This is a genomic window from Novosphingobium sp. BF6 (genome assembly GCF_058273105.1).
In genome coordinates this window covers 1,035,311-1,048,989 of the sequence record NZ_CM177775.1, presented here as the reverse complement: position 1 = coordinate 1,048,989, position 13,679 = coordinate 1,035,311, and the positions used below count along the sequence as shown (strand labels likewise).

Genomic DNA, 13,679 nt, shown 5'->3' with positions numbered 1-13,679 from the left:
CCCATGACCGGACATGTGACCTGCTTCGGCGAAGTCCTGCTGCGCTTCGCCACGCCCGCGCACCGCCTGATGGTGCAGTGTGATTCGCTCGACATGGTAGTCGGGGGGGCGGAAGCGAACGTCGCCTCCGGCCTCGCCTCGCTGGGCCATGCAGTGCGCATGGTCACGCGCCTGCCCTCCAGTCCACTGGGCGAAAAGGCCCGTTCCGCACTGGGCGCGGCGGGCGTGGATACGCGCCACGTCACCGGCGGCACAGGCCGCATGGGACTGTACTTCCTCGAAAGCGGCGCAGGCCTGCGTCCTTCCGCGATCACTTACGACCGCGCGGGCAGCACTTTTGCCGAGAGTGCGCCGCAGGACTTCGACTTTGCCGCTGCGCTGGACGGCGCGCGGCTGCTGCACCTTTCCGGCATCACCCCGGCGCTCGGCCCAGGCGGCGTTACGCTGGCCAAGGCGGCGGTGCGCGCGGCGCAGGAAGCCGGCGTGCCGATCTGCTTCGATGGCAATTACCGTGCCTTGCTCTGGGAAAGCTGGGACAGCAACCCGCGCGAAGTGCTGACCGAGCTGGTCTCCGCCGCCACGATAATGATCGGCAACCACCGCGACATCTCGCTGCTGCTGGGCAAGACGTTCTCCGGCGATGGCGAGGACCGCCGCCGTGAGGCTGCCGAGGCTGCCTTCGCCGCCTTCCCCAACCTCCAGATCATCGCCTCCACCGCGCGCCATGTCGTCAACGCGGCGCATCACCGCATCGCCGCGCGGATCGACGCGCGCGAGGGCGGATACCAGACCGACGAGGTCGAAGTGACGCAGATCGTCGACCGCATCGGCACCGGAGACGCCTTTGCGGCGGGTGTGCTGCATGGCTGGCTGAATGGCGCGGATATTCAGAAAATGGCACAGGCCGGGCTGGCCTATACGGTGCTGAAGCACTCGCTGCCCGGAGACATGTGCCTGATCGGACAGGGAGAACTCGATGCCTTTTCCGCTTCGGGAGGCGACGTCAGGCGCTGAAACCACGCGGCGTGCCGTGCTGGCAGGCGGAGCTGTCGCGCTCGCCGCCGGGGCCGTCCCTGCCCTTGCCCGATCTCCGACTCGACCTCTGGTCGGCCGCTATGTCGGAGTGGAACAGCAGGGCGTGCTCGCCTTCCGGGGCATCCGCTATGGCCGCGCGGCGCGCTTCACCCGCGCCGTGGCCGAGCCTTGGGACGGCCCGAGGATCGATGCGCAAGTCTTCGGCCCAATCTGCCCGCAGCGTGGGCTGGACGACCAGCCGCAATCCGAAGACTGCCTGTTCCTCAACGTCTGGACGCCCGAGGCGAACCCTGCCGCGAAGCGCGCCGTCATGGTCTATTTCCACGGCGGCGCCTACACCACCGGCTCGGTCACAGATCCGCTAACACACGGTGCGAAGCTGGCCGCCGGGGGCGACGTGGTGGCCGTCACCGTCAACCACCGCCTCAATGCGCTGGGCTATGCCTGGCTCAAGCCCTTCGGCGCCCAGTACGCGGACAGCGGCAATCTCGGCCAGCTCGACCTGATCCTCGCTCTGCAATGGGTGCGCGCGCATATCGCCGCGTTCGGCGGCGATCCGGCGCGGGTCATGGTGTTCGGCCAGTCCGGCGGCGGCGCCAAGATCGCCACGCTCATGGCCATGCCCGCCGCCAAGGGCCTGTTCCACTCCGCCGCGACGATGAGCGGACAGCAAGTACAGGCCAGCGGGCCGATGCACGCCTGGGCGCGCACGCAGGCGCTGATGACGGCGCTCAAGCTCGCGCCCGGCGATGTCGAGAGACTGCGCACCATGCCCATCGAACAGCTGATCGAGGGCCTGACCGCCACCGATCCGGTGATGGGCAGCGGCCCGGTCTACTTCGGCCCGGTGCTCGACATGACCAACCTGCCGCGCCATCCGTTCTGGCCCGATGCCGCTCCGCAGTCACTCTCGGTACCGATGATCCTCGGCAACACGCACGAGGAGACCCGCGCCTTCTTCGATCCGCGCGGAGCCAAACTGAAAGGTCTCGACTGGAGCAACGTGGCCGAGCGCATGGGCCGCGAGGTGAAGGTCGACCTCGACCCGCAATGGGTGATCGACCAATACCGCGCCCGCGAGCCGGGCTGGAGCGTGGAGCAAGTGTTCTATGCCGCGACCACGGCAGGCCGCTCCTGGCCCGGGCAGGTGATCGAAGCCGACGAACGCGCCAGGGCAGGCGCGCGGGCCACATGGGTCTATCAACTCGAACGCCCCTCCCCCGTCGATCCCCTGCGCGGCGCGGCGCATACCGACGACATTCCCTATGTCTTCGGCACGCTCGACGCGCCGGGCAGCTTTTCGGGGACGGATGCCAAGGCGCAGGCGCTGAGCAAGGCGATGATGGGCGCTTTCACGGGCCTCGCCAAGACCGGACGGCCGGGCCTGGCGGACTGGACGAACTACGCCCTGCCTTCCCGCGCGACGATGGTCTTCGGGGACAGGGTCCGCATGGAAGACGACCCGCGCGGCTGGCAGCGCGAACTCTGGGCCAGGGCGCCCTACGTGCAGCCGGGCACCTGACGATCAGGCGAACGCGGCCCAGAGCAACCCGGCCACGACGCCTACCTGCACCGTCACGATGGCCGACAGGCGATCGACGAAAGGTTGTTTGCGCGTCTTGTGCCGCAGGACATGCCGCGCCAGCAGCGCGCCGGGCGAACCGCCAAGCGCGGCAAGTGTCAGCAACCGCCGCTCGGGCACACGTCGCCCACCCGCTATTGCCCGACCCTTGTCGAAAGCGAAGGCGAAGAAGGCGGTCAGGTTCACCAGGCCGAGATAGCCCGCAAGCAGCGCATTCATGGTCATGACCCACGCCTTTCCAGCCCGGCGCCGCGGCGTCCAGCCCAAAGGTATTCGCAAGACTGGCCGGATTGCCCCCAAACTGTCATCATGGCATGCAAGGGGCAATCGCTGTTACGGAGCAGATGTGAAGACCCAGGATATGCTCGAAATTCGCGAAACCATCGAAGAACAGGAAAGCGGCGCGGCCGAAGATCTTTCCACCCAGCCCGCGCGGTTCTTCAACCGCGAGAAAAGCTGGCTCGCGTTCAACGAGCGCGTTCTCGCGGAAGCCACCAATCCGAACTATCCTCTGCTCGAACGGCTGCGCTTCCTGTCGATTTCCGGCAGCAATATCGACGAATTCCTGATGGTCCGTGTCGCCGGTCTCGCCGGGCAGGTACGCCGCCAGATCGAGGAAATCTCGACCGACGGCCTCACCCCCTCGCAGGCGCTCGCCTCCACGCACGAGAAAGTGCTCGAACTCGAACAGATCCAGCAGGACACCTGGGCGGGCCTCAAGCTGCAACTGGCCGAAGCCGGTATCCGCGTGATCGGCGACGAACGCCTCGACGCGGACCGCGAAGCCTGGCTGCGCAGCTACTTCCTCGGGCAGGTCATGCCGGTCATCACCCCCCAGGCGATCGACCCGGCCCACCCCTTCCCCTTCGTCGCCAACCAGGGCATCGGTGTGATGTTCGCCCTGACCCGCCTGGCCGACGATGCGCCGGTCATGGAAATGGTCCTGATCCCCGCGCCCCTGCCCCGCTTCGTGCGCATTCCGGGCGAGGAAGCGGCGTGGATCTCGATCGAGGACCTGATCTGCCGCAATGCCGGCGAACTGTTCCCCGGCTTCGGGGTGAACGGCCACGGCGTGTTCCGCATCCTGCGCGACAGCGACATCGAGATCGAGGAAGATGCCGAGGATCTGGTGCGCTACTACCGCACCGCGATCCAGCGCCGCCGCCGCGGCATCGTCATCGTGCTCCAGCTTCAGGGCGCCTTCGACCCTTCGGCAGAGGAACTGCTGCGCAACCAGCTCGGCCTCGACAAGGCCCTCATCATGAAGACCGAGGGGTTGATTGGCTTCTCCGGCCTTTCCGCGATCTGCGACGAGGATCGGCCGGAGCTGAAATTCGAGCCCTATTCCCCGCGTTATCCCGAACGCATTCTCGAACATGACGGCGATATCTTCGCCGCCATCCGCGAGAAGGACATCGTAGTCCAGCACCCCTACGAGAGCTTCGAGGTGGTGATCGACTTCCTGCGCCAGGCCGCGCGCGACCCGGACGTGGTCGCGATCAAGCAGACGCTCTACCGCGCCGGCAAGCAATCCGCGATCATCTCGGCGCTGATCTATGCCGCCGAGCAGGGCAAGTCGGTGACCGCCGTGGTCGAGCTGAAGGCCCGCTTCGACGAGGAGCAGAACCTGCTCTGGGCCAGCCAGCTCGAACGCGCGGGCGTCCAGGTGATCTACGGCTTCGTGGACTGGAAGACCCACGCCAAGACCTCGATGATCGTGCGCCGCGAAGGCGACATGAGCAACGGCGGCGGCTATCGCACTTATTGCCACTTCGGCACCGGCAACTACCACCCGATCACCGCACGCATCTATACCGACTTGTCCTATTTCACCGCCGACCCGGCGATCGGACGCGATGTCGGCCGCCTGTTCAACTTCATCACCGGCTACGTCGAACCCAAAGTCACCGAGTGCCTGTCGATCTCGCCGATCTCGCTGCGCGCCACGCTAAACGACTGCATCGACGCCGAGATCGCGAATGCCCAAAGCGGCAAACCGGCGGTAATCTGGGCCAAGCTCAACTCGTTGACCGACCCCGACCTGATCGACCGCCTCTACGCCGCCAGCAAAGCCGGGGTGGACATCGATCTGGTGGTGCGCGGCATCTGCTGCCTGCGTCCGGGGATCGAGGGCCTGTCAGAGAATATCGCGGTGAAGTCCGTGATCGGCCGCTTCCTCGAACACTGCCGCATCTGGGCTTTCGCCAATGGCGAGGAAATGCCCAATCGCCGCGCCCGTGTGTTCATCACTTCGGCCGACGGCATGAGCCGCAATCTCGACCGCCGCGTCGAGGTCATGGTGCCGATCACCAACAAGACCGTGCACGATCAGGTGCTCGACCAGGTCATGCTGGCCAACCTGCTCGACACCGAACAATCGTGGATTCTTCATCCGGACGGCACTTCCGAGCGCGTGGGAGAAAGCGACAACCCGTTCAATCTCCACCGCTATTTCATGACCAACCCGTCGCTTTCGGGGCGCGGTGCATCGCTTGCCAGTGGACGAAAGGTGCCAAAGCTCTCGCTAAGACGCGGCAACATCTGACATAGGGAGCGCAGGCTGCCCGCTCCTGGGCGATTCGTCTGACACGGAATGATCGGCATTAGCCAAAGCTGCGAAAAGCGCGCAATCATCGACATCGGTTCGAATACCGTGCGCATGGTCGTATATAACGGACCGCAACGTGCCCCGGTCGTCATCCTGAACGAGAAGGTCAATGCTCGGCTCGGCCGCGATCTGGGCAAGACCGGAGCGATCAACGAGAAGTCGATGAAGACCGCGCTGGTGGCGCTTTCCCGCTTCGCGGGACTGCTGCGCCTGCTCGACGTCAAGGACGTGGAGTGCGTGGCCACCGCCGCCGCGCGCGATGCCTCCAACGGCAAGGTCTTTCTCGATGCCGTGCGCGAGTTCGGCCTCTCGCCCCGCCTGCTCTCGGGCGAGGAAGAGGCCCGCGCCAGTGCCACCGGCGTGATCGCGGCCTTCCCCGGCGCGCATGGCGTAGCGGCGGACCTCGGCGGCGGCAGCCTCGAACTCGTCGAAATCGCGGACGGGCGCAGCACCGGCGGCATCACCCTGCCGCTCGGCACCCTGCGCCTGCCGGACCTGCGCGCGGCGGGCGAAGAAAAATTCTCTGAAACCGTCAGGAAGGGCCTCGAAAAGGCAGGCTGGGATCGACGCCTCGGCCAACCGCTCTACATCGTCGGCGGCTCCTGGCGCGCGCTCGCGCTGCAAGCCATGCGCGCGCTCGACTTCCCGGTGGACGATCCCCACGGCTTCGAACTGCCCGCCTCCGAAGCGCTGCGCCTCGCGCGAATCTTCGCCAAGGGCAAGCTCAACGACGTCGACCCGCGCATCTCCGCAAGCCGCCTCGCCACCCTGCCCGATGCCGCCGCGCTGATGGTGGAAGTGATAGCCCGGCTCAAGCCTTCCAAGCTGGTGTTCTCCTCCTGGGGCCTGCGCGAAGGCCTGCTCCACGCCCAGCTTCCCACCGAAATCCAGGCGCAGGACCCGATGCTGGCCAGCGTCGCCGGGTTCTCCGCCTCGGCCCGTGTCACTGCCGAGGACGCCATGGCCCTCGCCCGCTGGACCGCCCCGGTCTGCCGCGAGGAACCGCAGGACCGCCAGCTTCGCCAGGCCTCAGGCCTGCTCGCCCTCGCCGCGATGCGCACCGAACCGAACCTGCGCACCGAGGAAGCCATGACCTGGGCGCTGCGCAAGCGCTGGATCGGCCTCGACATGCACGGACGCGGGATGATGGCGATGACCGTCTTCGCCAACTCCGGCCAGACCGAAGTGCCCGAACAGTTCACCCGCCTCGCCTCGCAGGAAGACCTCGACCGCGCGATCGGATGGGGCCTCGCGGTGCGCCTGTGCCGCCGCCTGACCGGATGTACCGCGCACGGCCTCGCCCGCAGCTCGGTCCGGGGCGAGGATGGCAAGCTGATCCTCACACTCGATCCCTCGATGCGCCCGCTCTACAGTCCGGGCGTGGCCAAGGACCACAAGGCTCTGGCCGACTGGCTCGGGCTGGAGTGCGAGGTGCGCGATCCCAGTGGGATGGCTCTAGTCGATTGAAGAAGTGAAGTGAAGGCAGGGGGCCATCGCCCCCTGCACCCCCGGTACTGGCTAGCTTGTGCCTCGTCTATCGGTGGTGGGCGCATTGCCGGGTTTTCAGGTCTACCGGCGAGAGGGTGCGTCGGAACGTGGCCGAGCGCCTTATCTCCACAAACGGTGAGCCCGACACAAGAGCCAGTCCATTCGCCTCATTCGCGCCGGGAGACCTGAAAACCCGGCAAGGAGCGCAATACCGCTAGGCGAGGCCGAACGTCGACAGTAACGGGGTGCAGGGGCGATGGCCCCTGCTCTTCCCTTTTCTTACCCCACTAGACTCGCACTCTCGGCAATAGCGGAAATGCCCCGCTTCCCCCCCTGCCGGTCGAGTTGCACGACGATATCGATCACCGAAGCCGCATATTCCAGCGTCTCCGCCCGCGTAAGCCCAATCCCCGTCTGCATCGACATCAGCGCGATCTGTTCCAGCGCGCCGCGCGGGGTGTTCGCGTGGACGGTCGAGAACGAACCGGGGTGCCCGGTATTGATCGCCCGCAGGAACGAGACGGTTTCGCTGCCGCGCAGTTCGCCCAGCACGATGCGGTCGGGGCGCAGGCGCAGGGCTGCCTGGAGCAGGTCGTTGGCCGAGACCTTGGCCTCGCCGAGTTCGCCTTTTACCGCGATCAGGCCGACGCCGTTGGCGCCCGGCAGGCGCAGTTCGGCGGTATCCTCTACGAGGACGACGCGCTCGTGCTGCGGAATTTCCGAGAGCATGGCGTTGAGGAAGGTGGTCTTGCCGGTCGAAGTGCCGCCGGAGATCAGGATCGTCCGGCGGCGGCGGATGGCGTCGCGCAGGAAGGCGATGGGCTCTGCCATGGGGTCCGGCGTCGGCGCTTCGACCGGCGCGGCGATCGGGCCGCGGTCGTAAGCGTCGAGCGGCAGTTCGAGCAGGCGGTGGCGGCGGATCGCCATGGCCCAGTTGGCGCGGGTCGCGGGCGGGCCGACGAGCTGGATGCGGGCGCCGCTCTGGTTGCCGTAGCCGGGCAGCGTGGCGGAGAGCAGCGGGTGCTCGCGGTTGATGCCCTGGTGGCTGATCCGCGCGACCTGTTCGGCGAGGCGCTGGAGCAGGCGGTTGTCCATTTCCGGCAAGGTGATGTGCTGCATGCCGGGGTGTGCGGCGTCTTCCACCCAGATCTCGCCGGGCCGGTTGACGAGGATTTCGGTTACGGTCTCGCGGTCCAGCCACGGCCGCAGCGGCGCGAGGTAGGCGTCGAGATAGACCGAACGGGCTGCGGTCTGAGGCGGCTGAGCCTCAGGCACCGGCGCGGTTCCTTGCAGGGTCAGGATATCGGCCATCGTGCGTCACTGGGCCTGGCTGAAATCGAGGTCCTTGGCGGTGAAGACCCGGATCGGCTCACCCTGGCGGACGCGGATCGTCGGGCCGACGGTGCCGCTCTGCTGGACCGCCGCCGCCGCCGCCGACTGACCGCCGCCGATCACGACGCTGGAGCCGCTGGTGGCGAGGGTCGAAAGTCCGCCGACGACGGATAGCAGCATGGCCGAGCCGAAGCGCTCGAAGAAGTGGGTGTTGACCTTGCCGGGAAGGCCGGTCTCGCCGCCGAAGGCGATGGCGGGCGAGCCGAGGTTCACCGAAACGCCGTCCGGACGGATCAGGCGGCTCCAGATCACGTAGGCGCGCTTCTGCCCGGCGGTAAGGCCGCTCTTGTACTGGCCGATCAGGCGCGAGGAGCGCGGGATCAGCGTGCGCTTGCCGTCGAAACTGCGCACGTCGGTCGAGACGATGGCGCGGACGTAGCCGGGCACGTCGGTATCGATCGCGGTTTCCAGCACGGCGGGGATCAGGGTGCCCTGAGTCACCGTAGTCGCGGGGTCGAAAGTGCGCGAGGCGGCGGCGGTGCTACCGGTGCCGCCGATGCGAGCGGCGAAATCGTCGTTGGCATTACCGCCCTTGGCCTCGCCCGCCGGACCCACCGCAGGGATTGTCACGGCATTGCCGCCCGCGTCGAAGACGACGGTGGGATTGGCGAAAGGATTGGCTTCGGGTGCAGGCGCCGCGCCGGGGGCGGCGGCAAGGACCGGAGCCGGGGCCGGAGCGGGCAGCGCGGCGGGCGTCGCTTCGGGCTGGGGCACGGCGGCGACCGTCGCAGGCGCAGCGGGAGCGGGCACGACCGGTGCCGGGGCGGCGGGCTGCGACTGCGCGGCCGGTCCATTGCGCACCGAATCCATCGACCAGAGCGTCAGGCCGCCCAGCGCCGCGACGATCAGCACACCGGCAGCAAGACCGAGGCCATCGGCCTTCTTGCGCTGGCTGACCTGGGGCATGACGTTGCGCGTGGCCAGATCGATGACCTGCGCGCCCTCGCCGTCACGCGGATCGGTGGCGGCGGCCTTGTCGAACCTTTCGTTCAGAGTGGAATTGGGCGCCATGGATCAGTTCCCCTGAGAGTTCGTTGCGCCGACCGAAGCAGGCGCGGCGGTGGCGACGGCGGTCATTCCGGCGTTCGGCGTGCTGCTTGCGGCAGGTGCCGGGGTCACGGCAGGGCGTGAGGCCACGGGGCGGGCGTTGACCAGTTCGGCGCTGGCCTTGCCCGAACGCAGGATGATATTGTCCGGCACTTCGTCGAGCACGATCATGGCTCCGCGCACGGCATAGTTCACCGGGCCTTCGTCGCCCTTCTCGTTGGTCACGAGGATCGCCGGGACCGAGGATTTCTCGGGCCAGAGCAGGTAGGTCGAATTGCCGTCGTCATAGATGCGGGCGGGCAGCAGCTTCGCGGCGCCGACGCGCTTCCATTCGAAGTTGAGTGCCGCCGGATCGGTCGGCAGCGCGGCGGGATCGCCGGCGGCCAGCGCCTGTTCGTCCGGATCGAGGCTTGCGGTCTGCGGGGCGCCGGGTGCCGCTTCCGCCGGTTCGTCCTTGTAGGTGAAGCGCAGCATGTAGAGCGGGCGCGACTTGGGCGAAGCGACGAGGTCGAAGAAATAGGTGTGGCGGTTGGTCACGACCGTCATGTTCGTGCGCGCACCGGCGGCCAGTGGCTTCACGAAGAGCAGGTCCGCGCGCTTGTTCGGGGTGATCTGCCAGGTCTGCGAATCGCCGACCGCGACATTCTCGATCGCTTCGTTCTTGCCGAAAGCGATGGTCGCCTGAACACCGGTGCGGCCGTCGATCCGCACGACTTCGTTCTCGGCATAGGCGTGCTGGACGAGGCGCTCGTCGGCCAGGGCGGGAGCCGCCGCAAGGCTCAGGGCCAGACCGGCCGTCGCGGCCAGGGCGCGAATCATTTGAACGTCTCCTTGGCCGCAGCACGGCCCATATGATTTTTTGAAGCCACGTCGTTGGAGGCGCGGAAGCGGCTACCGATACCGCGTGCGCGGGAGCTCTGGCTCGCGCCAAGCGGCTCGATCCCGCCGCCCGAGACCTGGGTGATGACGGTCCGGCGGTCGCCCGTCGATGCGGCGGCGCCCTGTTCGGATACGGACGCGGCAGTCATGGCAGCGGCGCTGGCGGCCGATACCGCCGGGGTCCGCGATGCCGTGGCGGCGGGCACGAAAGGCTGGACCTGTCCGCTGGCGGCCATGGCCTGAGCTGGAGGCGCCACGTTGTCGCGCCCGCCGCGCGAAGTCTCGCTGCGGGCAAGACCGAAGACCTGCCAGCCGGACACCAGCGTACCGGCAACCTTGAGCACCATGCCCATCAGCGCAAGATGAACCGCCGCGACCACGAACAGCGCCATTGCGGCGCGTCCGTCGATCTCGCCCAGCTGCGCGCCCTGCACCAGCGCCGAAACGATCGGCACCAGCAGTTCGAGCGTGATACCGCCGCCGAGCACGACGAAGAGCGGTGTCGTCGCGGTCAGCACGACGCCGCGCAGCCACCCTGCGGTCAGCCCACGCGTGCCGCCGAACAGCGCCATGACCACGAAGATCGGACCGAGCGCAAGCAGGATGGCAAGCGCAATGCGTGCCGTCAGCAGCACGCCCACGGTGCCGAGCAGCAGCATCAGCGCACCCATCCACATGACGCTGTCGGGGGAGAACAGCCCCGCAGCGCCGCCGCCTGCTGCCGCAGCCTTGGCGGGCGCAGCGCCCTCGGTAGCTGCTTGCGCCGCTTCCCCGCCGCCCTGCCCCGCATTCTGCGAGGCTTCGGCAATGGCGTTGAAAACGACATCGATGCGGTCGCCGAAGATCTGCGTGGCCGATCCTTTCGCCCCCATCAATTGCGAGGCGATCCAGTCCGGTCCGCCCACCGCGAGGTTCCAGACCACGCCCTGATAGGCGATCCAGCTCGTTGCAAACGTGAGCACAAGGCCGAGCGTCAACATGCGCGGCGTCAGTGCCGAGATGCCGAGGCTGGAGCGCCCGGTCAGCAACGAAATCGCGAAGAAGGCGATATAGAGCGTGAGCAGGATGGTCAGCACCGGGGCCATCGCTCCCTCGGCGCCGAACAGGCGGCCGAAAGCGGCGGAGGCCATCTCGTTGGCCACGCAATCGACCGCGCGCAGTGCCGGAGAGACCCCGGCGCTGGCGACTTCGGTAAGCTGTTCGCAGGCGCTGCTCATGGCGGCTTACTCCGCCGCCTCGATCCAGGCGGCGTCTTCGTCACCCTCTCCCGGCCACTGGAAGCCGGTCAGCACCGGATACCAGGCGGAGGGATCGTCGCCGTAGCGCTCGCGCAGCTGGTCGAGCTTGCGCACGGTGCTCTCGCGACCGGACAGCACGGTCAGAACTTCGGGCATGCCGGAAAGGTCGAGCCTTACGACGGCCGAGGCATCGGACTGGCGGACCAGGAAGCAACGCGACTGCGCGGGCAGGGTCTTGATGACGTCAAGTTCGTGCTGCGAAAGGCCGAAGCCCTCGCAGTAATCCTCATAGCGGGCGCGGGCGTTGGGCATGAACACCATCGTCGCGGTCTGCTCGACCAGAGCGGTGGCGATCTTGCTGTCCAGGGCATCGCGCGCCGACTGGGTGGCGAAACCGACCAGCGCATTGCGCTTGCGCAAGGTCTTGAGCCAATCCCGGATGCGCGCGGCGAAGACTTCGTCGTCCAGCGCCTTCCAGCCCTCGTCGATGAGGATCATCGTCGGCTCGCCGTCGAGACGCTCGTCGATGCGGTGGAACAGGTACATCATGACCGGCGTGCGCAGGCGCGGGCTTTCCAGCAGCGCGGTCATGTCGAAGCCGAGCACGCGGGCCGAAAGGTCGAGTCGGTCGTGCTGGTTGTCGAACAGCCAGCCATGCTCGCCCCCCTGAATCCAGGCATCGAGCCGCGAAGCGAGGTCGCCGGGTTCGGGGCGACGCGCACCCGCCAGCAGTTCACGGAAATGCGAGAGGCGGCGCAGCGAGGGATCGTTGTGATAGGCCGCATCGACCGCACCGGCGATCGTCGCCAGTTCCTCAGGCCCCTTGGCTTCCAGCAGCACCCCCAGCCAGTCGCGCAGGAAGGCACGGTTTGCGGCGGTGTCGGGCAGCGAGAGCGGGTTGAAGCCGGTCGGGTGTCCTGCCGCGACGCGGCTGTAAGTTCCGCCGATGCCGCGCAGGAACACCTCGGCACCGCGATCCTTGTCGAACAGCACGGTGCGGGGGCTGAACTTCTGCGCCTGGGCGGCGAGGAAGTTCATGACCACGGTCTTGCCGGAACCCGACGGGCCGATGACGGTGAAATTGCCGAGATCGCCCTGATGGAAGTTGAAGAAGAACGGCGTTGAGCTGGTGGTCGAGAGCAGCGTCACGGCGTCGCCCCAGTGGTTGCCACCCGCCTGTCCCATCGCAAAGCCGTGGAGCGAGCCGAAGCAGGCCATATTGGCGCTGGAAATCAGCGCGCGGCGGACGATGAAGGCCTCGTTGCCGGGAAGCTGGCCCCAGAAGGCCGGCTCCATGTTGACGTCCTCGCGCACGGCCACCGCACCGGCATCGGCCAGCGAGGCCGCGCACATCGCAGTCACGTCGTCAAGCGCGTCGAGGGTATCGGCGCGCACCAGCACCGAGAGATGGTGGTCACCGAAACCGACCGCACCGGTACCGAGCGAATCGCGCGCGGCGGACATCTCGCGGCGCTCGGCCATGGCTTCCTCGTCTGCCGAACGCAGGCGGCGAATGGCGAGGTCGATGCGCTCGCGTGCGATCTGGCGGTCCGAGGGCGCGTAGCTCTCGGTCAGCACCAGTTCGCAGGGCAGGCGCAGCAGGGCGTCGGTGAGGCCCGGTGCGGTGCTGTCGGGATAGTCCTTGAGGCTGACCACCGAGCCGAACGTGGCCCCTGCCGCACCGCGCAGTTCGAGCGCATCCATGCCGAAGTTGATGCGGCGATAGGGCAGCATGTGGCCGAGGTCGGTGCCTTCGACGGGGCGGCGCACCGGGCGCATCTCACCGTTGTAGAGCGCCGAGAGCAGTTCCAGCACTTCCGAGCACTGGCCCGCCTGCCCTTCGTAGTCGCCCAAAAGCCGCGCGCCATAGGCGCCGAGCGAGGCGACCATGGCCGAAGCGGCGGCGCGCAGGGCGCGGACATCGGCAGGGTCGGCCTCGGCGGGGGCATGGCCCTTATTACGCAGCAAGCGCGAGAGCTTGTCCGGCCAGCCTGCCTTGCCGCGCGCCGGGCGGCGCACCAGGGTAATGAACTGGTCGTTGACGAAGAGCGCACCCGAGCCGGTGCGTGCGCGCCAGCGGGCATCGATATGGGCGGCGACTGGGTCCTCGAACCGGCCTTCCATGGCGATCTGCACGCGGCGGCGGATCACATGGTGGTAGAGCACGAAACGCGCATCGAGCGCGGAACGCAGCAGCACTTCGCGCGTGGCAACGTGGGCGTTGAGTTCCTCGCTGTCCGCCGTCTCGAAGGCAAGGCCCGGCACCATCAGCGACAGCATGACCGATCCGTCGCGCAGCAGCACGACGTTCTCGTCCACCAAAGCCTGATAGGGCAGTCGGTCGCCGACCAGCGTTTCCTTGGCGCTCCAGCCCTTCAGGACCGATTTTCCGTTCTTCGCCATCTTCGTT

The 13,679-nt window shown here is 67.5% G+C and carries 10 protein-coding genes; 4 read left to right on the top strand and 6 right to left on the bottom strand.

Annotated features, from left to right (window positions below):
• The first annotated feature begins 3 nt into the window (after positions 1-3).
• Positions 4-1,014 (top strand): sugar kinase, encoded by a 1,011-nt coding sequence (locus AC4D6D_RS05125; protein ID WP_491326773.1) that lies wholly within the window; start codon positions 4-6, stop codon positions 1,012-1,014.
• A complete protein-coding gene (locus tag AC4D6D_RS05120; protein WP_491326772.1) occupies positions 977-2,557 on the top strand; it encodes a carboxylesterase/lipase family protein in 1,581 nt (526 codons plus the stop codon). Before AC4D6D_RS05125 ends, AC4D6D_RS05120 begins: the two co-directional genes overlap by 38 nt.
• A gap of 3 nt (positions 2,558-2,560) precedes the next feature.
• On the opposite strand, the gene AC4D6D_RS05115 is transcribed toward AC4D6D_RS05120, so the two are convergent.
• Positions 2,561-2,842: a DUF1294 domain-containing protein gene (locus tag AC4D6D_RS05115; RefSeq protein WP_491326771.1), complete on the bottom strand. Its 282-nt coding sequence runs from the start codon at positions 2,840-2,842 to the stop codon at positions 2,561-2,563.
• 136 nt (positions 2,843-2,978) lie between these two features.
• On the opposite strand from AC4D6D_RS05115, the gene AC4D6D_RS05110 reads away from it, so the two are divergent.
• Both AC4D6D_RS05110 and AC4D6D_RS05105 read left to right on the top strand, forming a co-directional pair.
• Positions 2,979-5,162 carry an RNA degradosome polyphosphate kinase gene (locus tag AC4D6D_RS05110; protein WP_491327206.1) on the top strand — a complete coding sequence of 728 codons (2,184 nt, stop codon included), beginning with the start codon at positions 2,979-2,981 and terminating at the stop codon, positions 5,160-5,162.
• A 48-nt stretch (positions 5,163-5,210) separates the two neighbouring features.
• Positions 5,211-6,692: a Ppx/GppA family phosphatase gene (locus tag AC4D6D_RS05105; RefSeq protein WP_147218565.1), complete on the top strand. Its 1,482-nt coding sequence runs from the start codon at positions 5,211-5,213 to the stop codon at positions 6,690-6,692.
• 300 nt (positions 6,693-6,992) lie between these two features.
• Here the strand turns inward: AC4D6D_RS05105 and virB11 are convergent, their stop codons facing one another.
• Genes virB11 through AC4D6D_RS05080 form a run of 5 tightly spaced genes read right to left on the bottom strand, consistent with a single transcriptional unit; the run spans position 6,993 to position 13,672 of the window.
• Entirely contained in the window at positions 6,993-8,024 is a 1,032-nt protein-coding gene (gene virB11, locus AC4D6D_RS05100; protein WP_491326770.1) for a P-type DNA transfer ATPase VirB11, read from the bottom strand.
• A 6-nt stretch (positions 8,025-8,030) separates the two neighbouring features.
• The gene (locus tag AC4D6D_RS05095) at positions 8,031-9,116 is read right to left on the bottom strand and encodes a TrbI/VirB10 family protein (protein WP_491326769.1); all 1,086 of its coding nucleotides are present in this window, start codon (positions 9,114-9,116) and stop codon (positions 8,031-8,033) included.
• A 3-nt stretch (positions 9,117-9,119) separates the two neighbouring features.
• Positions 9,120-9,971 carry a TrbG/VirB9 family P-type conjugative transfer protein gene (locus AC4D6D_RS05090; protein ID WP_491326768.1) on the bottom strand — a complete coding sequence of 284 codons (852 nt, stop codon included), beginning with the start codon at positions 9,969-9,971 and terminating at the stop codon, positions 9,120-9,122.
• Complete coding sequence (locus AC4D6D_RS05085; protein WP_491326767.1) at positions 9,968-11,248, bottom strand: TrbL/VirB6 family protein; 1,281 nt, start codon at positions 11,246-11,248, stop codon at positions 9,968-9,970. Before AC4D6D_RS05085 ends, AC4D6D_RS05090 begins: the two co-directional genes overlap by 4 nt.
• A 6-nt stretch (positions 11,249-11,254) precedes the next feature.
• Positions 11,255-13,672: a VirB4 family type IV secretion/conjugal transfer ATPase gene (locus AC4D6D_RS05080; RefSeq protein ID WP_491326766.1), complete on the bottom strand. Its 2,418-nt coding sequence runs from the start codon at positions 13,670-13,672 to the stop codon at positions 11,255-11,257.
• Positions 13,673-13,679: the final 7 nt, after the last annotated feature.

Bases quoted from the DNA above. Each gene is read 5' to 3' on its own strand.
- AC4D6D_RS05125 (WP_491326773.1), top strand. From the start codon at position 4: ATGACCGGACATGTGACCTGCTTCGGCGAAGTCCTGCTGCGCTTCGCC.
- AC4D6D_RS05120 (WP_491326772.1), top strand. From the start codon at position 977: ATGCCTTTTCCGCTTCGGGAGGCGACGTCAGGCGCTGAAACCACGCGG.
- AC4D6D_RS05115 (WP_491326771.1), bottom strand. From the start codon at position 2,842: ATGACCATGAATGCGCTGCTTGCGGGCTATCTCGGCCTGGTGAACCTG.
- AC4D6D_RS05110 (WP_491327206.1), top strand. From the start codon at position 2,979: ATGCTCGAAATTCGCGAAACCATCGAAGAACAGGAAAGCGGCGCGGCC.
- AC4D6D_RS05105 (WP_147218565.1), top strand. From the start codon at position 5,211: ATGATCGGCATTAGCCAAAGCTGCGAAAAGCGCGCAATCATCGACATC.
- virB11 (WP_491326770.1), bottom strand. From the start codon at position 8,024: ATGGCCGATATCCTGACCCTGCAAGGAACCGCGCCGGTGCCTGAGGCT.
- AC4D6D_RS05095 (WP_491326769.1), bottom strand. From the start codon at position 9,116: ATGGCGCCCAATTCCACTCTGAACGAAAGGTTCGACAAGGCCGCCGCC.
- AC4D6D_RS05090 (WP_491326768.1), bottom strand. From the start codon at position 9,971: ATGATTCGCGCCCTGGCCGCGACGGCCGGTCTGGCCCTGAGCCTTGCG.
- AC4D6D_RS05085 (WP_491326767.1), bottom strand. From the start codon at position 11,248: ATGAGCAGCGCCTGCGAACAGCTTACCGAAGTCGCCAGCGCCGGGGTC.
- AC4D6D_RS05080 (WP_491326766.1), bottom strand. From the start codon at position 13,672: ATGGCGAAGAACGGAAAATCGGTCCTGAAGGGCTGGAGCGCCAAGGAA.